Below are 23,930 nucleotides of genomic sequence, written 5' to 3'. Positions count from 1 at the left end.
TTAAAGACTTCGAACGATTGAAAAAGAAAATATTGTGGCGACAAGAAGTTAGAAGGGCTTTAGCTTTAGTTTAAAAGAAAAAGAGATGGTGGAGTGAAAATCACACCACCACATTTGACAGAGAACCGTTTTTTTGTTTTTTTAAAAAAAGATATCTGTATGGGTTTGTTGGAAACGTTCTAAGTTAGACTAATTTCGAAAACATCGTAAATTTTCGGATATTTTTAAAGAATTATCGGATATTTCAAAAAGATGAAAGCAGTTACAATATGTGTAAGCGCTTAAGAAAAGGGGAGAAAAAATATGAAGAAACTTGTACTTATGCTCAGTTTAGTAGCTGTCATCGGATTATCTGCATGTGGTAATGGAGGAGATGAAGAAGCTTCCGGAAGTAATGATGTAGTAAAACTAACAGTATGGAACGATTGGACAGAGGATCGTCCAGAAAACACTGCTTATAAAAATATGGTGGAGAGATTTAACGAACAAAATGATGATATCGAAGTGAAAGTTGAAGCTATTCCTCATGATCAATATGAAACGAAACTTAGAACACAAGCTGCTGGGAAACAGTTACCGGATATGTTCCGTGTTTGGCCAGGAGCTAGACTCGCGCCTTTAGTTGATGGAGGAGCTGTCCTTTCATTAAATGACATTACTGACAACTGGGAAAGCTCTATTCCAGAAGGTATCATGAAGGACTATGCAGTAGATGGAGAGCAATATGCTATTCCTGGTAATATTAGTGAAACTAGTTTAATTTTCTATAACAAAGAATTAGTATCTCAAGCTGGTTTTGATGCATTTCCTGAAACATATGAAGAGTTAAAATCACTAATTCAAGCACTAAATGATGAAGAGGTAACGCCAATTGCTTTAGGGAACAAAGGAATTTGGCCATTACAATCTGTTTATATCTCAACAATTGCTGACCGTTTTACAGGAAGTGATTTCTTGCCCAATGTACATAGTGGTGAGGGTACATTTGAAAACGAACAGTTTATTAAGTCATTAGCTGTTATTGAAGAATTAACTAAGTTAGACGCTTTCAATTCAGATATGAATACATTGGATGAGGCTCAGGCAAGAAATAATTTTATTAGCGGAAAAACTGCTATGCACTTTGCAGGTTCATGGGGTATTGGACCAATTTTAGATAGTGCTGAAAATGTAGATAACATTGGTGTGGCACCATTTCCGACATTTGCTGAAGGAGAAGGTGACCAAGGAAAAATCGCAGGTGTAGCTGGAGGCGGTATCGCGCTTAATAGTGAATTAAGTGGTGAGAAGAAAGAGGCTGCATTTGAATTCTTGAAATTCTTCTACAGTGACGAAATGTACCAACAATTGTTAGAAGCTAATATTATCGTTCCTGCAGATCTAGAAATGGGTGAAGACATTCCAGAGGTTTTCAAAGAAGCTAACAAATTAGCTCAAGGTGGATTAGCACCAGTTTATGATGCAGTATTGAGTCCAGAATTGACAGATGTCATTAACAACGGTCTTCAGTCTATTACCATTGGTGAGAAGACTCCAGAAGAACTTGCAAGCGAAATGCAGACAACTTTAGAAAAAGAATAATTGTAGATATCAATAATACAGGTTGCCAATCTATTGGCAACCTGTAATCATCAAGGGGTGAGAATATGCACACAGCCAGAAACACACGGATAGCAATAGTATTTGGTTTATTACCAGCTGTACTTATTTACCTAGTCTTTGCCATTCTGCCTATCCTTCAATCCTTTTACTTCTCATTAATGGAGTGGGATGGATTTTCAGACATGAAGTATGTGGGACTTGATAATTTTATTCGGTTGTTCCAAGAGCCGTTATTTTGGAATTCTGTAAAAAACAATATCTATGTCGTATTGGCATCTGTATTGGGTCAAGTACCAATTGCTCTGTTTCTTGCACTATTATTAAATAGAAAAATTAAAGGATTGAAATTTTTTCGTACGATTGGCTTTTTACCAGTTGTTCTGTCAACTGTTGTTATTTCGTTAACATGGGGTCTTATATTTAACTCAGAAAATGGCCTTATTAACGAATTACTTCATATAATAGGTCTCGGAGAATTGGGACAAAATTGGCTTGGAGACACAAAGTGGTCAATGATTTCTGTCTTATTCGTAATCATTTGGCAATTTGTTGGTCTATACCTAATTATATTTCTTGCGGCACTACAAAATGTTCCAGAAGAAGTTCTAGAAGCTGCAAAAATTGATGGCGCTTCAGAATGGACCACTACATGGAAAATTACTGTGCCAATGATATGGGACACAATTGTGGTGGCGGTTATTTTGTGTATTTCAGGTAGTTTAAAAACATTCGACTTAATATATGTGATGACACATGGTGGGCCAGCCCACTCAACTGATGTAATGGCACTATATATGTTCAATGAAACATTCAGTAAGCTTCAATATGGTTACGGAAGTGCGGTATCTGTATTTATTTTCTTCTTTAGTTTGGCGTTAATTTTTGTTGTTACTAGACTATTAGGGAAAAAAATGATTTAGAAAGGAGAACTTAAAATGGAACCGGTTTTAAATCAAGCACCAGAAATAAAAAAGAAAAAAAGAAAACTATTCAGTTTTAAAAATCCGATTATTTATATTATATTGACAGTATTTGCACTAGTTAATGCTTATCCAATTATTTGGATGATCATCAATTCGTTCAAGTCTGAGAAAGAGTTTTCAAATAATCAATTTGGTTTCCCTAGTGAGTTTGTTTTTGAAAATTATATAAGTGCGTGGCAAACAGCGAGTTTAGGTACGTTGTTTACAAATAGTATATTTATTTGTGTAACTGCAACTTTTTTAACTGTTTTGATAGGTGCGACTGCATCCTATTTCCTATCGAGATTTACATTTAAGATGAATAAAATAGTGTATACATTATTTATTTTCGGACTGTTAATCCCAATCCACTCAACATTAGTACCAATGTTCATTCTAATGAGAAATATTGGGCTATTAAACACTCCGATTACATTAATATTTCCATATATTGCTTTTCATTTGCCAATAACTATTTTTCTTTTAACTAGTTTTATGAAGCAATTTCCAAAAGATATTGAAGAATCAGCTATTATGGATGGATGTGGAATTTTTAGAATTTTCTGGTCCATAATATTACCGATGTCCCGTCCTGCTTTAGCAACGGTTCTCATCTTAAACTTTATCTATAACTGGAACGAATTTTCTTTTGCTTTAGTTCTAATCAATGATCCAGGTTTACAAACATTACCGTTGGGTCTTGCTAGCTTCGCTGGTCAGTTTACGACAGATTATGGCGGGCAGATGGCTGGATTAACTATGTCATTAATTCCAATTCTTGCTTTTTATTTATACCTAGAAAAAGATATTGTAAATGGAATGACAGCAGGTGCGGTAAAAGGCTAATATATAGGTAGCAAACATAAAAGGTTGATGTATATGTTCCGTCACTTAAGTTTAAAGAAAAAATTCGCAACAATATTTTTACTTTTAATTACACTACCTACTATTCTTTTTGGCGTTTTAATCTATTACCAAGCAACGGAAGCTTTTAAGAATCAGGCGGAACAGAATATAAGTTCGAGGCTTGAGAAAAACGAGGAAAATCTTGCATCTATAATTAGTGGGATTGAAAACATGTCTTCCTATATGATTTATGATAAGAATTTTCGGACCTTTTTCACAACGCCTAAAGAAAATGTTCAGCAAATTAGGGAAGCAGAAGAAGCGATTCGAGGATACTTCACTTTCCAGTTGATGAGCTATGATTATATTGATTCAATTGAATTAACAGGTAAAAACGACAACTCTTTAATTTTTGGTAATCCAATGTCGGGTGATGAAACACATTTAAAAAAGGAAGCCATTAATAAAAAAGGTGCGCCTCACTGGAGTGGAACCTATCAGGTTATTAGTGAATGGTCGGGGGAACGTAGTGTTATTAGTTTGACACGAGTTATTAATGAAATCACTAAAATCTCTCAACCGATTGGATTCATAAAAATTCGTCTTAATGAATCAAAAATTTATCAAACCGTCGAAGTCAATCCGTCTCAGCAAGGTGATTATTTTATTATATCTAAAACTGGAGATGTAGTTCTCCATAATGATCGTTCACTAGTTGGAAAGCCATTTCCAAATTCAGACGTTGTTGACTTAGTAACTAATAGTGAAGCAAACACTGTTACTTATGAAGCAGACGATAATACATTTTTGATTGTAAAGAAAAAGGTAGAAGGAACCAATTGGTTTTCTGTTGTGATGGTTAATCAAGATGAAGTAGTTGAGAATCTATACAATGTTAGAACGTTAATAGTTAACATGATTATAATACTTGCGTTACTTGGTGTTATTGCTTTTATCGGGTTCTATCGCTGGCACATTAAACCAATTGTTGAACTAACTGAACAGACAAGGCAATTAGAAAAAGGTGACTTTACAGCTAAAGTTAAAATAAAATCGGCTGATGAAATTGGAAAATTAGGGATTAGATTTAATAAAATGGTTGTCACGATCCAGAAATACATCGACATTGAATATAAGTTGAAGATAAAGCAAAAAGAATCTGAACTAAAGGTATTACAAAATCAGATTGATCCTCATTTTTTGTATAATACTCTTGATATGATTCGTTGGACGGCTAGGATAGAAAATGCTTTAGATACCGGACAATTAATTGAGCGACTTTCGAAGATATTTAGAATGAATCTAAACATGGGAAAAATGTGGGTTACTCTAGAAGAAGAGGTCATTTACATTTATAACTATTTAGAACTACAGAGGAGTAGAATGGGAGAACGCTTGAAATTCACAATTTATTATGATGACCAAGTTAAGCAAGCTTATATGATTAAGCAAATCCTACAGCCTTTAGTTGAAAATAGTATTCTCCATGGGTTTAAGGATTTGAAAAAGCAAGGGGTAATTAATATTCGCTGTTATAAAGTTGATCAACAGCTATGGATTGATATCATTGATAATGGGTGGGGATTTTCAAGTGGGACTAACTTTATCGATGATGAACGACTTGCAGGTTATGCTCTGAATAATTTGAAAGACCGGATAAGTATTGCTTTTGGAGAAGACTTTGGCATGGAAAAGTTGGAATCAGACCAGGGTACTTGGATTCGCTTAAAACTTCCAATCCTTAATGAAACTGACATCAAATCAATTTCTGAAGAATTAGGTGATTAGTATGACCTATAAAATGTTAATTGTTGATGACGAACCAATCATTTGCCGTGGTTTAGCATCTACCATTCCATGGAAGGATTATAACATCGAAGTTATCGACATTGCCCATGATGGAGATGATGCAGTCAACAAGATTAAAAAACATGATGGAATTGACTTGGTAATTACGGATGTCAGGATGCCGAATAAAGATGGTCTACAACTAGCATCACATATTTATGAAAACTACCCTGAGACTAAAGTTATTATAATCAGTGGTTATGATGACTTTAAATACGCACAACAGGCGATTCATCTTGGTGTGAAGGACTATCTACTTAAACCAGTAGATATTAATGAATTGTTGAAGGTAATAGAAAAAGTTACAGAAGAGATGAAAGAATCACGATTAGAATTGCAACTTTTTAGACAATCCAATCTAATAAATGCTATTTACCATCGTGTTTTAGACTATTCTGGTGAAGTTACAGAAGAACTATTGGCATTAGAAGATGAACGTATTTATCCATTTCTATCTTTGAAGAAAAATTATTTAGCAAAAACAAGATGTATGAAAGAAGAGGATTTGAAAGCATTTAAACTCGAATGGAAAAATTCAGTGGAAGATTTTTTGGAGTCTCAACAATTAACAAGTGTTTCCATTTTTATTAGTGAAAATATTTTACTGACTTGTATAAGGGAACAAGAGGGTAAGCTGTTGAAGAGAGATTTAGTTTCGATAGCTAATGATACGGCGTCTGATCAATGGTTGTTTGTATGTAATGAAACGGGTGTTATGCTGAAGGATATTAATCAAATCACGAAGCAGTTGATTGAAAATATTAAGTACTTTCCGATAAGCAAGCGAATGATGGTTATTGGTTCAGAAGTGGAACAGCAAAATCGAATCGTGTATCCAATACAGATAGAAAATGACTTAATTCAAGCTATTATGCAATTCGACCAAAAGAAAATATCGAAACATACGAACGAATTATTTGATTACTTTCAATCGGAACGTTTTTTAATTGAAGAAACTGTTTCCATATCCAATCAAATCATAGTCAAAATAGTTAATCGGTTGAAGGCTCTTTTGCAAAAAGAACCAAATCCAATTCATTTTCTTTTTGATAAGAGTTTGGATGTGCTTTTGTGTAACTCTTATTATCTACTACAGGAATTGTTCGAGCAAGATATAGAGAAAATTGTTAGCGAGTTTGAATTAAAAGATATTGATAACAAGGATTGGTTAATGAACCGAGCAATTGATTATATCAACTCCTATTATAAATCGGAAATAAAGGCGCAAGAAGTTGCGGATGTGATTAATATCTCACCCAATTACTTCAGTTCGCTCTTTAAACAAAAAACCGGGAAGAACTTTAATGAGTATGTAAATTATATGCGTGTAGAAGAAGCGAAACAACTACTTGTTGAAACTCCGTTTAAGGTAAGTGAAATATCGGAGCAAGTAGGATTTCATGAGTATAAGTATTTTGTGGAGGTATTTAAGAAATTTTCAGGAATGACACCAACGAAGTACCGGAAATTTATAACAATTGAAAAAGGATAAACTCTACTCTCTATTTATTAGAAGTACACGGTAGTGAGAAAGAACTGTCGAGAATAGATATGATCATGACAACAGTAATGATTTTTATCAAAAAGCTGTTGGTTCAGTATTTACTAGAATTCTATATTTATTTAAAGAAATCTAAGGAGGCAGACTAACATGGAAAATATAAAAGTTAACGTACCAAAAGATTTTATTCTCGGTGCAGCAGTATCTGCATGGCAATCAGAGGGATGGTCAGGAAAAAAGGATTCACAGGATTCATATCTGGACCTTTGGTATAAGAATAATAAAAATGTCTGGCACAATGGCTATGGACCAGCAGTAGCAACAGATTTTAGGAATAGATATAAAGAAGATATTGCTTTAATGAGAGAAATTGGGCTTACTCACTTCCGTACTTCTATTAACTGGTCACGCTTTTTGACAGATTACGAGAATGCAGTTGTAGATGAAGAGTATGCAAGTTATGTAGACGACGTTATCAACGAATTACTTGCAAATGGTGTCGAGCCAATGTTCTGTTTAGAGCACTATGAGGTGCCAGCCGAATTATTCGAAAAATATGGTGGTTGGGAATCAAAACATGTGCTCGAGCTATTTATAAACTATGCAGAAAAGGTTTTTGAACGTTATGGTGATCGTGTCAAGCATTGGTTCTCATTTAATGAGCCAGTCGTTGTTCAAACACGAGTGTACTTAGATGCAATTCGCTGGCCGTTTGAGCAGAACACAAGGAAATGGATGCAGTGGAACTATAATAAAGGTCTTGCAACAGCTAGACTAGTTCAATTATTCAAAGAAAAAGGCTTAAAAGAAAAGTATGGAGCGAAAATTGGCGTCATTTTAAATCCTGAAGTAACTTATGCACGTTCGACAGCAGCACATGATCAGGAAGCAGCCAAAATGTATGATTTATTTCTTAATCGTACATTCCTAGATCCTGCAATCAAAGGAGAATATCCAAAAGAGTTATTTGAGTTAATGGAAAAGCATGATATTACGCCTGATTATACAAAAGAAGAACTGCAAATTATCAAAGAGAATACTGTAGATTATGTGGGATTAAATCTATATTTCCCTCATCGTGTACAGGCACGTACGTCTGCTTGGAATGAGAAGATTCCTTTCCATCCGGCCTACTATTATGAAAAGTTTGAGCTACCAGGTAAAAAGATGAATCCTTATCGTGGTTGGGAGATTTATCCGGAAATTATGTACGACATGGCAATTCGCATGAAAGAAGAGTATGGAAATATTGAATGGTTTATTGCAGAAAACGGAATGGGTGTAGAAAACGAGCAAAGATTTAAGAATGAAGAAAATATAATTCAAGATGACTATCGAATTGAATTTATTAGTGAACATTTAAAGTGGCTTCTAAAAGCAGTTGAAGAAGGCGTTAATTGTAAAGGTTACATGCTTTGGGCATTTTCTGATTGCGTTTCCCCAATGAACGCATTCAAAAATAGATATGGACTAGTGGAAATAGATTTAGAGGATAATCGAAACAGAAGCTTGAAAAAATCAGCTTATTGGTATAAACAGGTGATCGAAACAAGAGAGTTCGAAGCGATCAATGATGCAATAAATAAATAGTCGTTTTGACAATTGTTGTACTAGTTGGTTTTGGTGTTTCACTGCTTCAATGGTAGTGAAGCACCTTTTTAAAATGTAATTAGTAGATGCCGGGGGTGATGTCATGAAAACGTATTTAGCATTCGATATTGGTGGAACCTTCGTTAAATATGGTGTTGTCAAAGAGAATGCTGTAATAACTATAAATAGTAAAATAGCAACACCGAAATCATTAGAAGAACTCTTAAACGTTTTGCAGTCAATTACAAAGGATCACGGATACGTAGAAGGTATTGCAGTAAGCGCTCCAGGTGCAGTCTCAAGTCAAGGAGTCATTTATGGGTCGAGTGCAATTCCCTTTATACATGGTCCAAATATAAAAAAAATCCTTCAAGAGCGTACAGGGAAAAATGTTTATCTAGAGAATGATGCTAATTGTGCTGGTTATGCTGAAGTATGGAATGGATCTGCTAAAGGCAAACTGGATGTGCTTGTGATGGTTATTGGTACTGGAATCGGTGGAGCTGTCATTAAAGATGGGATATTACATAGAGGTGATAACTTACATGGAGGTGAGTTCGGTTACATGTTGCTAAGCACAGACTTCGAAAGTAGCGATGCTGTATGGAGTAGAATTGCATCGACTAAGGCGTTAGTCAAATATGTAGCAAAAAAAAAGCAAGTAAATTATGAAACTATTTCTGGTGAGCAAATCTTCAAATCAGCAGAAGCAGGTGATCAAATTTGCATCGATGCGTTAGATCGTTTTTATCGATTATTAGCTGTTGGAATTTATAACTTGCAATACATCTATGATCCAGAAGTGATATTAATTGGGGGCGGTATCAGTGCTAGGGATGATTTGATTGAAAAGATCAATGAAAAACTTGACATCATTCTATCTATTATTGATCTTGCCAAGGTAAAACCTAATATAGACACGTGTAAATTCCGTCAAGATGCTAACCTATTAGGTGCAGTCTATGGTTTTATCAAAGAATATGGTTGACGATTGTAACAAATAAAGCAGAACCCGAATGATGATCCTAAAGGAATCTTTGTTTGGGTTATTTTTTATGAATTGATTGATAAAGATAGTAAAATGTATATAAAACGATTGTTCAATAAAGATTGAGTGAAGCATATTCTTTAGTGTAGACTAACTATAGTAATGAATAATTTTTACATAGTCAGAGGTGAATAAATGACGTATATATTGTTAATTGTGGGTTTTCTTTTATTAATTAAAGGGGCTGACTTTTTTGTTGAAGGTGCTTCAAATATTGCGAGGTCTCTACAGGTTTCTCCGCTGTTAATAGGCTTAACAATCGTAGCTTTTGGTACAAGTTCGCCGGAAGCAACCGTCAGTATCGTATCGGCTTTAGAGGACAATGCTGGAGTAGCGATTGGTAATGTTATTGGTAGTAATATCTTTAATATTACCTTGGTTGTTGGGATAACTGCGATGCTAAATCCGTTAAAAGTAGAAAGTGAAACAATTAGAAAGGAGATTCCTTTTACACTGTTAGCGAGTACTGCTCTACTTATCTTAATTAGTGATGTAAGTTTGCAGTCCCTTAGTAACAATGCAATCACTAGAAGTGATGGGTTAATTTTCTTATTATTTTTCGCTATCTTTTTATATTATATATTTGAAGTTGCAAGGAAGAGTCGGGATAAAGTAAAGACAGAAGATGCTGAGCCAGTGACTACTTCATCGGGGAAAAATATATTATTAACGATTAGTGGCTTGGCAGCAATTATTTTTGGTGGAGATATTGTTGTAAGAAATGCAACAGAAATTGCATTTTCGTTTGGAATGAGTGAAACGTTGGTTGGATTGACAATTGTAGCAATCGGTACATCTTTACCTGAACTAATTACATCAATTACAGCAGCAGTCAAGAAACAGAGTGAAATTGCACTTGGAAATATAGTTGGCAGTAATATCTTTAACATATTATTTGTGCTTGGGTCGGCATCGGTTATTTCACCACTTGCTGTAGACAGTAATTTATTTATTGATGTTCTACTCATGATTATTCTGACAGGAATTTTGCTTATTTTTTCAAGAACAAACTTTAAGATTGGGAAGTTCGAGGGAATTATCTTAGCGAGTGCCTATATCTTGTATATGGTTTATATTATCCTAAGAAATTAGTTGTAGGTGATTCCTTGAAGAAGGCTGTTCTTCAAGGAATTACATGGAAGAACAGCTTTACTGTTTAGATAAATGTTAATCACAATCATGAATCGTATCGTGACTTCTCACACTACACTTGTACTCTTAAAATAGTCGTTTTAACCTGATTGCTCTGAACATTAATCTAGCATCTCGTCCCAGTTCATTTTGTAGATTTAAATATGGGCTAAGTCGATTCAAAAATACTTGGTCACAAATTGTGTTAGTTGAGCCATACTTGCGGTAACAGGCATCATGTTCCATACAGATAGAGTCCAGTTTGTTTGTGGGTGGACCTGGTCCGGAACAATCAGGTCCACAGTATCGATAACCAGAAAGACAAGGCATATGGATCCCTCCCTCCATCTATAGTTTATGTACAAAAGGAGAGTCTTGCGTGGGAAGGTGTCTAGGAATCCTGCGGAAATAATTTAAATAGAACAGGCTTAACGAATAGTGAAAAGTAAATTTCTTTTTAGAATCAAGAACGATCTTGCCAGTGCCAGGTAGTTTCTTTTCCACTAATTGGACATGCTGGAAATTCTTCGTTTTTATTAAATTTAGCTCTTTCTCCAGACTGGCATAAATATTCTCCTGATTCTGGTACACCCTGACCAGTATTAAATATTCGGTTTTTCTCTTTCATTCTATCACCTCCAATTTTATTTTTATTTTCTGTAAAAAACATTTATTCTATTCCTTCATTTTAATTCTGAATGATTTATCCAATTGTTCTGTAAGTCGTGTAAAATAAAGGGTACATCAAAAGTATCAAGGAGTTTTAACATGAAACAATTGTCTGCTATTGGTTTTACGATTTCGCTATCTATCTATGTTTTTATGCACTTTATGACTAATCTTTTGCCAACAGACTCAGGCTTGTTTATCCTTTCAATTTCAGGGGTTACAGCTATTATTTTTGCTGGCATCTATCTGCCGATTAGACCCTTTTCAATACCGATATTTTTACTTGCAACTGCAACGATCATACAACTAGTCACAGGTGGGTCCATTGTTCAATTTTTCATGGAAGGCATCATCGAGATGCGCAGTTTAATTGCATTACTGTTGGTTGTCCCAATTATCGGTTGGATATTCCAAGAGGAGCCTTACATAAGTGAAATTATGAGTGTCGCGCATAACTTTCTTAATACTAGTAAAAAATTCTATTTCGGCATCATGGTAGTAAATCAAATTATTGCTTATTTTTTACTATTTGGTGCGATACCGATGATGTACCAATTTATTAATGATTTTTTACGAGACAAAAACAGCGAGGAGTGGGAATATTTTAAGGGAACAGCACTACTGCGTTCTTTTTCTTTGACTACACTTTGGGTAATAAGCATCCCGAGTTTCGCATTTGCTGTTGACCACTTAAATGCATCGCTTGGCTGGACAATTGCACAAGGCTTTTTTATCTCGTTAGTAGGTATTTTTCTTTCGGTATGGTTTGCTTCTTCTAGGGAGAGACAATCCGGTGTCAATATCACAGCAGGGATAGAGGAAGAAATTGAAAAACTAATTCAACAATCGCAGCATACTGGAAAATGGAATCGACTAGTGATTGAATTTGCTTTCTTGTTTATTTCATTATTTAGTACAATTTTTATATTGCATATAACTCTAGGATGGGGATTATTAGTAATTATTCCACCAATAATCATGATTTGGACGTGTGCTTACTTTGTGTTGAAAAAAAGGTTGAAACAATTGGTGGCACAAGCAAAAGACTATTTTAGTAAGGAAATAAAATATAAATCGCAACAATTTAGTATGTTATTGGCAGCAGGTACTCTTATTTATTCTGTCAATCAATCAGGAATCGGAAGTTATCTTGTAGACGGACTCTTCTATATCGAAGAAGTAGTTCCCTTTTTGAATTTTCTTGTCATCCTACCGTTTACTGTCATTATTTTGGGTTTTATGGGACTAGGCCCTTTAATGGTTATTGTGCTAGTGGCTGGTATCTTGCAAAATGTAAGTATGCCATATCCACCGGAACTAGTCGTATTGTCAATGACATCTGGAAGTGTAATCTCTGTTCTTTTATCACCTGTAATTTTGCCGGTTATTGTATTAAGCGCCTCCAACGGACTTAGTATCTTAAAGAACGGTTTTAGCTTTAACCTTTGGTACACGATTGCTTTTTATTTTATAGTCCAGACTTATATTCAATTTGTTTGGTACGTTTTTTATTAAATAGAAAATGGGAGGAAATGTACATGGACAATACAATCAAATCTTACTTTGAAAATCTTCAATCCCAAGATAAAGACATACGCTATCAAGCTTTTATTCAGCTTCTAACTGTTACAGAGGAAAAAGTGGAATGGGCTTATGAAGTATGGGATAAACTGAAAGATGATTTAGTGCATACAAATAACCATCGCAGGGCAATCGCTGCCCAACTTTTAGCTAATTTGGCTAAGAGTGATCCAGAGGAAAGGATGCTAACAGATTTCTCTGAATTATTAGCACGAACAAAAGATGAACGATTTGTAACGGCAAGACATTGCCTGCAGTCTTTATGGAAAATAGGCATTGCTGGTGACAAGCAAAAAGAATTGGTCGTTAGTGGTTTAGAAAATCGATTTCACCAGTGTGTAAATGAAAAAAACTCAACACTAATTCGCTTTGACATCATTCAAGGACTTAGGAAACTATATGACAACCAAAAAGACCATTCCATTAAGAATAAAGCTTTAGAGTTAATCGAAACCGAAGAAGAAGTGAAATATCGAAAGAAATACGCAGCTGTTTGGAAGAACTCCTGAAAGTAGTATTATGAGAACATCAGACCTCACACTTATTCAGGTGTGGGGTTTTCATGTATGTAAATATAGAATATTTCGTAGACAGTTTTTCAAAAACAATTCTTTAGAGATGTGAGCTCTAAAGGATAAAAATTTTACAATTAGTTAAACTAAGCTTCATACTATAAATGCAGGAGTGGAACTCGCTATGTTTAAAAAGGATTCCAAAGAACGACTAACTGCTCCGGAACTTGCTAATCTCTGGACTCAATACATGAATGATACGATGAGCCTTTGCGTCATTCGCTTTTTGTTAGAGAAGTGCGAAGATGAAGAAACACGGTCTATTTTGAGGGTATCGATCGATTTATCGAAAAATCACATCCGAAAAATAGCAGATTTTCTAACAGAAGAAAGCTATCCAATTCCACAAGGTTTTAATGAAGAGGATGTTAACTTAGATGCGCCTCGGTTGTTCTCAGATAATCTTATTTTAGTGTACATGCAAGTGATGACACTTCACGGGATGAATAGCTATTCCTTGTGTACAACTACCTCGATTCGTGCTGATCAAAGAAGCTACTATGCCAAATGTATCTCCGAGACTTCACAACTCTATGATAGGATTTTAAGCCTAATGCTAGCTAAAGGAATTCTAAGTATTCCACCTATCCTCAATCCACCAAATCCAAAACAGGTTGAATTTATTGATAATCAGAATTATTTAGCCGGATGGTTTGGAAAAAAGAGACCTTTAAATGCTGTAGAGATAAGTGGTATTCATTATAATATGCTAAAAACAATGGTTAAGGTTGTCTTAGAGATTGCATTCGGTCAAGTTGCTAAGTCAAAAGAAGTTAGGAATTACTTCCGAAGAGGATCGAACATTTGTGAGAAACAACTAAAAGAATTGACAACACTTTTGGCGGATGATCACCTCCCAGCACCGAAGAGCTGGCAATCAGATGTAACAAATTCAACAGAGGCTCCTTTTTCGGATAAACTAATGTTGTTTCATGTTGTAGGGTTAGTTGCTGTTGCAGTCGGCTATTATGGTGCTGCATTATCAGCAGGTCAAAGAAGAGATATCATGTTTAAGTACACAAAGCTAATCGGAGAAATAGGCTTATATGCGGAAGATGGAGCTAACCTGTTAATAAAAAACGGTTGGATGGAGAAACCACCAATGGTAGATGACCGTGACGCATTATCAAAAGAGAATTAGACGCCAATTTAAACCCGTTTTTTTATAAAAAGTCACCTGTAGTGGCTTTTTTGTACATTTCAAACTTTTAATGGAACTTGTTTATCAGTAGTCACATCGTTTAAATGTTACAATTGATTGAAACGATACGTTCCTGAGGTGAGAAAATGGATTCGAAATCAATTTTAAATAAGGTGAAAAGTCATATACCCACTATACTTGGAAGTGAAAGTTTTTCAAAATTTTCTGTTCTCATACCACTTGTGAAAGTAGATAACGAGATTACTATTTTATTTGAAGTCCGTTCACAATCATTAAGAAGACAACCAGGTGAAATCTGTTTTCCAGGAGGGAAAATTGATAAACAAGATGAGACGGAAAAAGCTGCTGCCATCAGAGAAACAACGGAAGAATTAGGGATTAAAAATGATGATATTTCTGACGTTCACCCGTTAGATTACATGGTTTCGCCATTTGGTATGATTGTATATCCACATGTAGGTTTTCTCAGTAGTGCTGAAGAACTAACACCAAATCCTGCCGAAGTTGGAGAGGTATTTACGGTACCACTTAGTTATTTTCTAGAAACCAAACCACAGATTTATCAAGTGAATTTGGATGTACAACCAGAGGATAACTTCCCGTTCGATCAGATCGTCGGTGGCGAAAATTATAATTGGCGAACATTCAAGATGGATGAATATTTCTATACATATAACAACAAAGTGATATGGGGGTTAACTGCAAGAATTATTTCTCATTTTGTAGAAATAATTAAAAATTAACCGACCTCATCTATGTTCTGTTCATCCAAGATTAATTAAAAACCTCATCAAACCCTACCTGAATTCAGGTCTGTTTGATAAGGTTTTTAATTTGAAATTTAATTTAACATGAAATAGGTTTAGTGGATTTTTCTAACAAATGAAGTAATTATTCGAGGTTGATGACAGCCATCAATAGTTACTATCAGAATTCCTGAAAAACATGTAGAATCTAGTTGAAGGAATTGGAAATAAATAGCATAATAGAAGGAGAAGGAGTGATTTATGTGAAAGCTTTAGTAGAGCAGTTGAGAGAAATTAATCAAGAATACAAATACAATGAAAAAGTGTTACTTGTTGATTCCTATCCTATCGGTCATCAAATTACACAAGCGTATGTAAGTGAAGGCTTTCATGCGATTAATTTAAAAATCAAAACAGTACGTGACCTAGCAAATGAAATCGTTGAACTAAACTGTGATGATAACCATCAACTTGTGGATCATGCAGTTGGAGTCCACTTTATCTACAACATCCTCAACCAATTAAATAAAGGAGATAAGTTAACCTATTTTAACGGTATTGAAGTAACCCCTTCTTTTAGCGCCAGCATACATCAAACGATTTCACACATGCGTCTAGCTGGATATGCTAGTAATACCCTCGCACACCAAGCATTTATCTCTTCTGAAAAAGCCAACGACTTAGTCCAAATTATGTCTGAATACGATGCTGTTCTAAAAGCGAACTTGTTTAATGATGAAGCTATGATTTTAGAAAAAGCAATCAGTTTCACACATAAAAAAAGTGACACAATCTATATTTTGCAGTCGAATCTGTCCCTGACACAATTAGACCATCAGTTGTTAGATAGAATAGTTCCTACTAATTCCTTCAAGCTTTCCTTGCCAAGAATATTAGGTATTCCAACACCTGCTCACGATGACCTTCGCTCGATAAAATGGAGTGAGCCAACCCCGTTCAGCTATTTATACCAACCAGATGATTGCTCAAATCAGCCAGCTATTTCCTTATATACAGCAAAAACGGAAGAAGTAGAACTAAAACATATTTTTGAACAAATCAAACAGTCTGAGGCATACCTAGATCAAAATGTAATCTATTATACGAAATCAGAACCGTATGTAACTACAACATTTCAACTAGCTGAAAAGTATCAAATCCCTATTACATATGGAGATGGAATCTCGATTTCCTTTAGTCGTCCAGGCAAACTTGTTTCTGGCTTAATCAAGTGGATGAAAGACCAATATAGTGTGGTAACTTTTATAGCAATGATGAATGAGGAACTGATTGACCTTCAAGAGGGAGCCCCAGCGAAGACTAGGATAACAAAGCTGCTTCGTGATGCAAAAGTAGGTTGGGACCAGTCACGCTACTCTTCTCAATTAAAAATAGCAATCGAAAAGTACAAACGAAATGTAACTGAAGCAAATACTGATGATCAAAGAAACTACTATCAAAAACAAGTCAATGACGTAACTTGGCTATACGAATGGTTTTCAAAATTATTTAAAAAGCTACCCGTCGCAGAAAGGGAAATCAATTACCGCGTCCTATTAAAAAGTATAGTTAACGTACTTGAAAACCATTGTAAGACAAACTCAGTATTAGACCGATTAGCTAGAGCAGAAATGATCAATAGAATTAATTTAATCCTTCCTTTTGCTGATGAAAGATTATATATATATGATGCTTTTGAAAAAGTGAATGATCTGATTTTATCGATTCGTGTTAATAAATCAGGACCGATACCTGGTCATTTGCATGTAACGTCGTATCAAAAAGGATTATATAATAACAGGGCACATGTAGCTATTGTCGGACTAGATAATCGTTCTTTTCCAGGTACACCGAGCGAAGACCCTCTTTTACTTGATGAGGAAAGAAGGAAGTTAAGTAGCTATTTACCTCTTTTACAGGAAACAGGTAAAGAAAACCTGTACACGATGCTCCAACTACTAGCGAATAACAATCTTCCTGTCTCATTCAGTTATTGCAGCTTTAACATTAGCGATAACCGGTCTGTAAGCGCTTCGCATTTGTTTTTGCAGGGTTACCGGACTGAAAAGGACCAACCTAATGCAGAATTTAAGGAGTTAAAGACTTTACCCGCTCCACTTACTCCAGTCGACATTTTCGAGGAAAAGGATTACTGGAATAGCATTCTTGAAAAAGGAAGTAAACATCAACTTGATACAGGGATTTTACACAAATATCAAAACCTTATCCATGGACAACGTGCAAAAAAAGCAAGACTAGAAGATCATTTCACAGCCTATGATGGTCAAGTGACGATTGATGCGTCTATTTATGATCCTCGTCAAAATAAAGATAGATTGATGACTGCAGGGAAGTTGGAAAGGCTAGCTTCGTGTCCTTATGCTTTCTTCTTGCAGGATATTTTAAAGCTTAAGCCTGTTGAAGAGACGACGTATGATCCCTATGCCTGGCTAGACGCGGCTACAAGGGGTAGCTTGCTTCATAGCATTTTTGAGGAGTTTTATAAAGGATTGGTCAACGCTAGTGAAAAGCCGTCCTATTCGTTGCACAAAAGTAAAATGATCGAAATCGCAAAGGAAAAATTAGACCAACAAAAAGCAGTTGAGATGCCACCTAGTCAGCGTGTATTTGAACGAGAAGTCGACGACATTTATCAATGTTGTCACATCTTCTTAAAGGAAGAGGAAGAATATGCAAAAAACTATCAAGCCCAGCACTTTGAATATGCATTTGGGATAAATGATATCGCACCTGCGGTTGTTACCCTTCCATCAAATCAAAAAATTAATGTAGCAGGTAAAATAGACCGTGTTGACCAATCATCTAAAGGTCACTTTCATATCATTGATTATAAAACCGGCAGTACCTATAACTATCATGAAAGTGAAAAGTTTAAAGGAGGGCGTCAACTACAGCACTTTATTTATGCATTAGCGATTGAGGAACATTTAAAGCTTGAATCAGGTTCTGTCGCAGCGAGCTCTTACTTTTTCCCAAGCTCAAAAGGATTAGGAGGTCGCTACGTACGGAAACAAGATGAGTCTTTGCGGGCAAATGGATTAGACATTCTGGAAAAATTGGTAGATGTAGTTAAGCATGGACATTTCACGATGACAGACGATGTGAATGATTGTACGTTTTGTGATTTTAAATCGGTTTGTAGAAGAGAATTTTATCAACCCGAAACATTAAGTTCTAAGCAGGTAGACCATGAAAAAGAGGGAGTTCGAAAATTTATGGGGGTACGAGCTTATGAGTAGAAAAATTGTTGACCAAACTGCACGAGATAAAATAAGAAACGAGTTATCAACAAATTTTCTAATCGAGGCTGGAGCTGGCTCAGGAAAAACGACGAGCTTAGTTGATCGAATGGTTAACTTGATTTATACAGGAACATGTGAAGTAAGTAAGATGGTTGCAATTACCTTTACTAGAAAAGCTGCCGATGAGCTAAAGCTACGTTTTCAATCAGAACTAGAAAAGAAGTGGAAACAAGAAACAAATGACACAACGAAACGGTTACTTTCAGATGGATTGCAAAATATCGAACAAGTCTTTATTGGAACGGTTCATTCCTTCTGCGCTAAGTTGCTAAGAGAAAGACCGATTGAAGCTAGACTTGATTTAACCTTCCAGGAGTTAGAGCAAAGCGAGGACAACGACCTGTTAGAAGAAGCATGGCAAATCTATTTACACAGACTGCAAGAAAATCAACTTGATCGTCTAAACGAAATGAACAATTTAGGTATTAGTATCGATGAATTGTTTGACTGTCTGAAAGATATGAAGGAATATACAGATGTTGAATGGGTGACAACACCAATTGAAAAACCGGAGCTATCTACAACCTTCAAGTCGTTTGCATCATTAATTGAAGAAGCTAAACGAGCTTTACCAGAACAGGAACCAAAGAAAAAGTATGATAACCTGCAAAAAGCAATTATCGGTGCAGTAATGAAAATGCGCCATATCGATCAAACTCAAGATAAGAATTTGATTGAAGTATTTAATTTATTTAACAAAAATCTTAAACCAACTTATAATCGTTGGGACCTGAAAGAAGATGCTATTTACTATTACGAGAAAATGGGTGCTTTTTTTGACAAGTCGATTAAACCACTTCTTCAAGCCTGGCTAGAATATTGCCATCCGAAGGTAGTTCGTTTTTTATCAGGAGCTATTAATCTCTACGAGCAACTAAAGAAAGAGCGATCATTATTAAATTATCAAGACTTACTATTAAAAACGAATCTATTATTAAAAGACAATGCCGAAATAAGAGATTATTTTCAACAGAAATATACGTGTTTACTTGTAGATGAGTTTCAGGATACTGATCCGGTTCAGGCTGAAATTATGTTTTTCTTAACCGGCGAGGACCATCATCAGAAGGTATGGACAAAATGCAAACCAAAACCAGGCTCCTTGTTTGTTGTAGGAGATCCCAAGCAGGCGATTTATCGATTTCGCCGGGCTGATATTGATACTTACAATAGAGTTAAACAGTTAATTGGACAGCATGATGGTGAAGTTCTACAATTAACGATGAATTTCAGGACAATTGATACGATTACTGAAAATCTAAACACTGTTTTCAGGCAGTTTTTACCTGAACAAGAAACGATTTATCAGGCGGCATTTAGTCCATTAAATGCGTATCATGCTGACGAACAAAGTACTTTATCCGGATTGAAAAAATTAACAGTATCAGATGAGTTTAGTAGAAAAGACGATATAATTAAGAACGATGCAAAAAACATTGCCCGGGAAATACGTAATTTTGTGGATAAAGGGCATAATCCAAAAGATTTCATGGTCCTGACTCGTTATAACGATGGGATTGCTACCTACGCAAAGACGATTGAAGATTACTTGATTCCTGTCAGTGTAAGTGGGGAAATTGTTATTGGAGAAACAGTGGAATTTCAAGATTTATTACGGCTTTTAAATACGTTTATCGATCCAACCGATCAACTGAGTTTTGTCGCAACTTTGCGTGGTGGATTTTTTGGAATTAGCGATGATGATCTCTATCATTGGAAACAAGCGGGCGGAAGCTTTTCTGTCTACAGTACTATCCCAACTACGCTTACAGGTCCGACAAAAGATAAGTTTGAACTTGCACTGAGGAAACTTGCAAGATATCAAAAATGGGTTCGAAATCTTCCTCCAACAGCTGCAGTTGAAACTATTATAGAGGATGTTGGTTTTTATCCATTGCTCTTAACCAATAAACATGGAAAAAGAGCTCACAAAAGCTTATTGCAAATATTAGAAGGTATTAGAAAAGCTGAATCGAGTGGTATCACAACATTTAAAGCTATCTATGACATACTCAAAGAAATGGTAATGGAGAAGACTGTAGTAACTAACTTAGAAGAGGAGGTTGATGCAGTTAGGGTAATGAATGTTCATAAAGCAAAAGGATTAGAGGCACCAATTGTATTTCTTGCTCACCCAATCAAGCTAGTCAAACCAGATTCTTTTTTATCAAAACATATTAAACGCTCTGATAATCATTCAGAAGGACACTTCGCTTTTTCTATTAAACAAAGCTTTCAGCAAAAAACAATCGCCCTTCCTCTGGAATGGGAATCACTGAAAAAGGAAGAGCTACGCTACTTAACCGAAGAAGAAATACGGATTCTTTATGTTGCAGCGACAAGAGCAGAAAAGGCACTTATCATTAGCTCGAGTGCCAAAAATGATAACAAAAATCCATGGGCTAAGTTACTAGATATTGAAATGATTGACCAGATTGAACTACCTGAGCAAGAAATGGTGAATCTCCCACAAACAGATGATGAAGTGATTAGTCTTGACGAATACCGTTCACAAACTGAAAATCGTCTGTCGTGGTTAGAAAAAAGGAAATACGATACGTATCATTTGTGGAGTCCAACTGATGACAAGGAATACGAAGAAGTGTTAACTATTCGTAGGGAGTCTGGGGGCGGAAAAGAATGGGGTACAGTCATTCATGATGTACTAGAAAAAGTGGTGCAAGGAGAAGATGTAACAAACTTTATTACGAATACACTTACTAGCCATAATATAAACTCTGACAGAGAACCGGAAGTATTAGAGTACATTCGTTTATTTAAGGAATCAGATATTTGCTCGGAAATGAAAAGTGCAGATGAAGTCCTTACTGAAGTGACTTTTAGCTTAATGGTTTCTCCTGGAGATGAACTTTATCCTTTACTTAATAGAGATGATGACCAACGCGTAATCTACGTAAAAGGTGTAATAGATTTAATCTATTTAATAAACGATGAATGGACAATAATAGATTATAAAACAGATCGTGTAAAAAAACAGGAAGATCTTAGTCAGTTAAAAGATTATTACCGGGACCAAGTTACCTTTTATAAACATGCGTGGGAGCTTATGACTGAGGAGAAAGTTAAAGATGTGAAGTTGTTTTTCTTTTCTGAGCAGTCAGATGAAAAACGATTTAATTGACAGCTAAGAACACTTCTTGTTTTATTGCCCTAGGGAAATCAAGACGTGATTATTTCGCTTTTTTTGTTTTAAAAAATTAAATGTGGAAAAAGTGAATAGAGATGGGCAAAGGAACAAGCTTTAGTATTATATATTGATCTGGATTTCCGGGCTCAATATTATTTGCAAATCGCAAAAGCACTACCAGACCTATTTCATGTTAAAGGAAAACATCTAGTGATTTCTAATCTAAAGGGGTGTAGAGATGAATTCGTTTGATTGGCATAAGGAAGCGAAGGAACAATGGAATGAAAAAGTGAATTTTTGGAATCAAAGCAGTGAAGCAATGTGGGAAAATGGCAGTCGAAAACCAATCATTCCGTTTATTACAAACCATATGCCAAAAGGAAGTTATGTTGCCGATTTAGGATGTGGCGATGGTTATGGTTCATTTAAACTATACCAAGAAGGCTTTCGTGTTGTAGGTTTAGACTTATCTAATGAAATGATTGAAATAGCAAAAAGTAAAAGAAAAAATGAACGAACAGAATTTTTGCAGGGTGATTTAACGGAATTACCGTTTCAAGATCAAACTTTCTCCGGTTTAATGGCAATCAACTCAATAGAGTGGACTGAACATCCACTAAAAGCATTGAATGAGATGAGGAGAGTATTAAAAAAGGATCATTTACTATGTTTAGGTATACTCGGGCCGACGGCAGCACCAAGAAAAAATAGTTTTCAACGACTTTATGGTTCATCAGTTATATGTAATACCATGATGCCATGGGAATTTGAACGATTGGCAGAAGAAAACGGTTGGGAAACCATTGATGGCCGAGGTGTTTACAAACAAGGAATTAATGAAGAAACAGTGACTCATTTATCAACAGAGCATAAGCAGGCACTCACGTTTATGTGGCTATTTATGTTGCGGAAACGATAAAAAAAGAGATCAACGATATTACCTCTTAAAAAACCTATTGATTTTCTTTAAAAAACATAATAGAATAACAACTACAATAATGATAATCATTATCAATTAGATGGAGGGAAAATCAATGGGTGTATTTACATATTCATTATCGAAGAGTAAACTAATCTGTTTACTTGCAATTTTGTTAGCTTCAATAGTTTTTTTAACTGCTTGTGGGGACGACGGAACTGAATCTAATAATGAGGATAAAGAGCAAGGACAAGCAGAAAGTGAAGATCAATCAGCAACGGAATCAGAAGACGTTAGGGAAATTAGTCACGCAATGGGTGATACTACAATAGAAGGAACTCCTAAAAGAATTGTTACTCTTTATCAAGGTGCGACAGATACTATTGTTGCGTTTGATGTTAAACCTGTCGGAGCTGTAGAATCGTGGTTACAACAACCTACATATGAGTACCTTAGCGAAGATTTAGAGGGTGTTGAAATTGTTGGAACTGAAACTCAACCAAATTTAGAAGAAATTGCTAAATTGAACCCTGATTTGATTATAGCTTCTGCCCTACGTCACGAAGAAATCTATGATCAACTAACTGAAATTGCACCAACAGTAGCTCATGAAACAGTGTTTGATTTCAAAGGCACAGTCGAATTAATGGGTGAAGCTATCAATCAAGAAGAAAAAGCAAATGAACTTCTGACTGCTTGGGATGACCGTGTAAAAGATTTTCAAGGCAAGGTTACAGAAAAGTTAGGTGATGAATGGCCTAAAAATGTATCTATTCTAAACTTTAGAGCGGACCATGCACGTATTTATTTTACAGGTTTTGCAGGTTCAATTTTAGCAGAACTTGGATTTACAAGACCTGAAAATCAACAAAGCGATGAATGGGGTATTCAATTAACTGATAAAGAAAGTATCCCCGAAATGAATGCTGATGTATTCTACATTTTCAATGAGGAAGACCCGGCTGTTGAGCAAACTTTCGAAGAATGGAAAAATCATCCACTTTGGGACAATCTCGATGCTGTGAAAAATGATCAAGTATATATGGTTGATGAGATTATCTGGAACATGGGTGGGGGAATAAAGGCTGCCAACCTAATGCTAGATGATATTTATGATAGGTTCGAATTGGAGTAATAGTTACAAACAGGAGAGGGGGGAGAATTTATTCTTACCCCTTTCTTTTTTAAAAATACATTTTTGATACTGCAATTCTAGTGAAATACGATTTTGAAACCTATTAATACAGGAGTAGATATCTTGTGAAACATAAGATTAGGATAT

General features: G+C 35.4%; 18 protein-coding genes. 16 read left to right on the top strand and 2 right to left on the bottom strand.

Annotation, left to right across the window (positions count from 1 at the left end):
• Positions 1 to 303 precede the first annotated feature (303 nt).
• The 8 genes from LD272_RS15760 (at position 304) to LD272_RS15725 (ending at position 10,489) form a co-directional block, all read left to right on the top strand.
• Positions 304 to 1,581 (top strand): extracellular solute-binding protein, encoded by a 1,278-nt coding sequence (locus LD272_RS15760; RefSeq protein WP_226037585.1) that lies wholly within the window; start codon positions 304 to 306, stop codon positions 1,579 to 1,581.
• A gap of 65 nt (positions 1,582 to 1,646) precedes the next feature.
• The gene (locus tag LD272_RS15755; protein WP_226037584.1) at positions 1,647 to 2,522 is read left to right on the top strand and encodes a carbohydrate ABC transporter permease; all 876 of its coding nucleotides are present in this window, start codon (positions 1,647 to 1,649) and stop codon (positions 2,520 to 2,522) included.
• A 15-nt stretch (positions 2,523 to 2,537) separates the two neighbouring features.
• On the top strand, positions 2,538 to 3,410 hold the full coding sequence (locus LD272_RS15750; RefSeq protein ID WP_226037583.1) for a carbohydrate ABC transporter permease: 873 nt from the start codon (positions 2,538 to 2,540) through the stop codon (positions 3,408 to 3,410).
• Between the two features lie 33 nt (positions 3,411 to 3,443).
• The gene (locus LD272_RS15745) at positions 3,444 to 5,198 is read left to right on the top strand and encodes a cache domain-containing sensor histidine kinase (protein ID WP_226037582.1); all 1,755 of its coding nucleotides are present in this window, start codon (positions 3,444 to 3,446) and stop codon (positions 5,196 to 5,198) included.
• Between the two features lies 1 nt (position 5,199).
• On the top strand, positions 5,200 to 6,750 hold the full coding sequence (locus tag LD272_RS15740; protein WP_226037581.1) for a response regulator transcription factor: 1,551 nt from the start codon (positions 5,200 to 5,202) through the stop codon (positions 6,748 to 6,750).
• Between the two features lie 159 nt (positions 6,751 to 6,909).
• A complete protein-coding gene (locus tag LD272_RS15735) occupies positions 6,910 to 8,349 on the top strand; it encodes a glycoside hydrolase family 1 protein (protein ID WP_226037580.1) in 1,440 nt (479 codons plus the stop codon).
• 103 nt (positions 8,350 to 8,452) lie between these two features.
• The gene (locus LD272_RS15730; protein ID WP_226037579.1) at positions 8,453 to 9,337 is read left to right on the top strand and encodes an ROK family protein; all 885 of its coding nucleotides are present in this window, start codon (positions 8,453 to 8,455) and stop codon (positions 9,335 to 9,337) included.
• Positions 9,338 to 9,532: 195 nt separating this feature from the next.
• On the top strand, positions 9,533 to 10,489 hold the full coding sequence (locus LD272_RS15725; RefSeq protein ID WP_226037578.1) for a calcium/sodium antiporter: 957 nt from the start codon (positions 9,533 to 9,535) through the stop codon (positions 10,487 to 10,489).
• A gap of 126 nt (positions 10,490 to 10,615) precedes the next feature.
• Here the strand turns inward: LD272_RS15725 and LD272_RS15720 are convergent, their stop codons facing one another.
• A complete protein-coding gene (locus LD272_RS15720) occupies positions 10,616 to 10,858 on the bottom strand; it encodes a Parvovirus coat protein VP1-like protein (protein WP_226037577.1) in 243 nt (80 codons plus the stop codon).
• Between the two features lie 133 nt (positions 10,859 to 10,991).
• Positions 10,992 to 11,156, bottom strand: coding sequence for a hypothetical protein (locus LD272_RS15715; RefSeq protein ID WP_226037576.1), 165 nt, complete (start codon positions 11,154 to 11,156; stop codon positions 10,992 to 10,994).
• 140 nt (positions 11,157 to 11,296) lie between these two features.
• Here LD272_RS15715 and LD272_RS15710 point away from each other — a divergent pair, with 140 nt between their 5' ends.
• The 8 genes from LD272_RS15710 to LD272_RS15675 all read left to right on the top strand — a co-directional run bounded on the left by LD272_RS15710 (position 11,297) and on the right by LD272_RS15675 (position 23,783).
• The gene (locus tag LD272_RS15710; RefSeq protein WP_226037575.1) at positions 11,297 to 12,712 is read left to right on the top strand and encodes a hypothetical protein; all 1,416 of its coding nucleotides are present in this window, start codon (positions 11,297 to 11,299) and stop codon (positions 12,710 to 12,712) included.
• Positions 12,713 to 12,735: 23 nt separating this feature from the next.
• The gene (locus tag LD272_RS15705) at positions 12,736 to 13,287 is read left to right on the top strand and encodes a hypothetical protein (protein ID WP_226037574.1); all 552 of its coding nucleotides are present in this window, start codon (positions 12,736 to 12,738) and stop codon (positions 13,285 to 13,287) included.
• Between the two features lie 187 nt (positions 13,288 to 13,474).
• Positions 13,475 to 14,491 (top strand): DUF3231 family protein, encoded by a 1,017-nt coding sequence (locus tag LD272_RS15700; protein ID WP_226037573.1) that lies wholly within the window; start codon positions 13,475 to 13,477, stop codon positions 14,489 to 14,491.
• A 146-nt stretch (positions 14,492 to 14,637) separates the two neighbouring features.
• The gene (locus LD272_RS15695) at positions 14,638 to 15,255 is read left to right on the top strand and encodes an NUDIX hydrolase (RefSeq protein WP_226037572.1); all 618 of its coding nucleotides are present in this window, start codon (positions 14,638 to 14,640) and stop codon (positions 15,253 to 15,255) included.
• A 266-nt stretch (positions 15,256 to 15,521) separates the two neighbouring features.
• The gene (locus LD272_RS21675; RefSeq protein ID WP_226037571.1) at positions 15,522 to 18,518 is read left to right on the top strand and encodes a PD-(D/E)XK nuclease family protein; all 2,997 of its coding nucleotides are present in this window, start codon (positions 15,522 to 15,524) and stop codon (positions 18,516 to 18,518) included.
• Complete coding sequence (locus LD272_RS15685; RefSeq protein WP_226037570.1) at positions 18,511 to 21,723, top strand: UvrD-helicase domain-containing protein; 3,213 nt, start codon at positions 18,511 to 18,513, stop codon at positions 21,721 to 21,723. The genes LD272_RS21675 and LD272_RS15685 overlap by 8 nt, the downstream gene beginning before the upstream one ends.
• Before the next feature lie 244 nt (positions 21,724 to 21,967).
• Positions 21,968 to 22,648: a class I SAM-dependent methyltransferase gene (locus tag LD272_RS15680; RefSeq protein WP_226037569.1), complete on the top strand. Its 681-nt coding sequence runs from the start codon at positions 21,968 to 21,970 to the stop codon at positions 22,646 to 22,648.
• Between the two features lie 115 nt (positions 22,649 to 22,763).
• The gene (locus LD272_RS15675; RefSeq protein ID WP_226037568.1) at positions 22,764 to 23,783 is read left to right on the top strand and encodes an ABC transporter substrate-binding protein; all 1,020 of its coding nucleotides are present in this window, start codon (positions 22,764 to 22,766) and stop codon (positions 23,781 to 23,783) included.
• Positions 23,784 to 23,930: the final 147 nt, after the last annotated feature.

The organism is Aquibacillus saliphilus (assembly GCF_020404745.1).
Classification (GTDB): Bacteria; Bacillota; Bacilli; order Bacillales; family Amphibacillaceae; genus Aquibacillus; species Aquibacillus saliphilus.
This window is presented reverse-complemented; position numbering and strand designations above follow the sequence as displayed.

Bases quoted from the DNA above. Each gene is read 5' to 3' on its own strand.
- LD272_RS15755 (WP_226037584.1), top strand. From the start codon at position 1,647: ATGCACACAGCCAGAAACACACGGATAGCAATAGTATTTGGTTTATTA.
- LD272_RS15710 (WP_226037575.1), top strand. From the start codon at position 11,297: ATGAAACAATTGTCTGCTATTGGTTTTACGATTTCGCTATCTATCTAT.
- LD272_RS15745 (WP_226037582.1), top strand. From the start codon at position 3,444: ATGTTCCGTCACTTAAGTTTAAAGAAAAAATTCGCAACAATATTTTTA.
- LD272_RS15740 (WP_226037581.1), top strand. From the start codon at position 5,200: ATGACCTATAAAATGTTAATTGTTGATGACGAACCAATCATTTGCCGT.
- LD272_RS15735 (WP_226037580.1), top strand. From the start codon at position 6,910: ATGGAAAATATAAAAGTTAACGTACCAAAAGATTTTATTCTCGGTGCA.
- LD272_RS15685 (WP_226037570.1), top strand. From the start codon at position 18,511: ATGAGTAGAAAAATTGTTGACCAAACTGCACGAGATAAAATAAGAAAC.
- LD272_RS15700 (WP_226037573.1), top strand. From the start codon at position 13,475: ATGTTTAAAAAGGATTCCAAAGAACGACTAACTGCTCCGGAACTTGCT.
- LD272_RS15730 (WP_226037579.1), top strand. From the start codon at position 8,453: ATGAAAACGTATTTAGCATTCGATATTGGTGGAACCTTCGTTAAATAT.
- LD272_RS15750 (WP_226037583.1), top strand. From the start codon at position 2,538: ATGGAACCGGTTTTAAATCAAGCACCAGAAATAAAAAAGAAAAAAAGA.
- LD272_RS15760 (WP_226037585.1), top strand. From the start codon at position 304: ATGAAGAAACTTGTACTTATGCTCAGTTTAGTAGCTGTCATCGGATTA.
- LD272_RS15695 (WP_226037572.1), top strand. From the start codon at position 14,638: ATGGATTCGAAATCAATTTTAAATAAGGTGAAAAGTCATATACCCACT.
- LD272_RS15715 (WP_226037576.1), bottom strand. From the start codon at position 11,156: ATGAAAGAGAAAAACCGAATATTTAATACTGGTCAGGGTGTACCAGAA.
- LD272_RS15720 (WP_226037577.1), bottom strand. From the start codon at position 10,858: ATGCCTTGTCTTTCTGGTTATCGATACTGTGGACCTGATTGTTCCGGA.
- LD272_RS15725 (WP_226037578.1), top strand. From the start codon at position 9,533: ATGACGTATATATTGTTAATTGTGGGTTTTCTTTTATTAATTAAAGGG.
- LD272_RS15705 (WP_226037574.1), top strand. From the start codon at position 12,736: ATGGACAATACAATCAAATCTTACTTTGAAAATCTTCAATCCCAAGAT.
- LD272_RS15675 (WP_226037568.1), top strand. From the start codon at position 22,764: ATGGGTGTATTTACATATTCATTATCGAAGAGTAAACTAATCTGTTTA.
- LD272_RS15680 (WP_226037569.1), top strand. From the start codon at position 21,968: ATGAATTCGTTTGATTGGCATAAGGAAGCGAAGGAACAATGGAATGAA.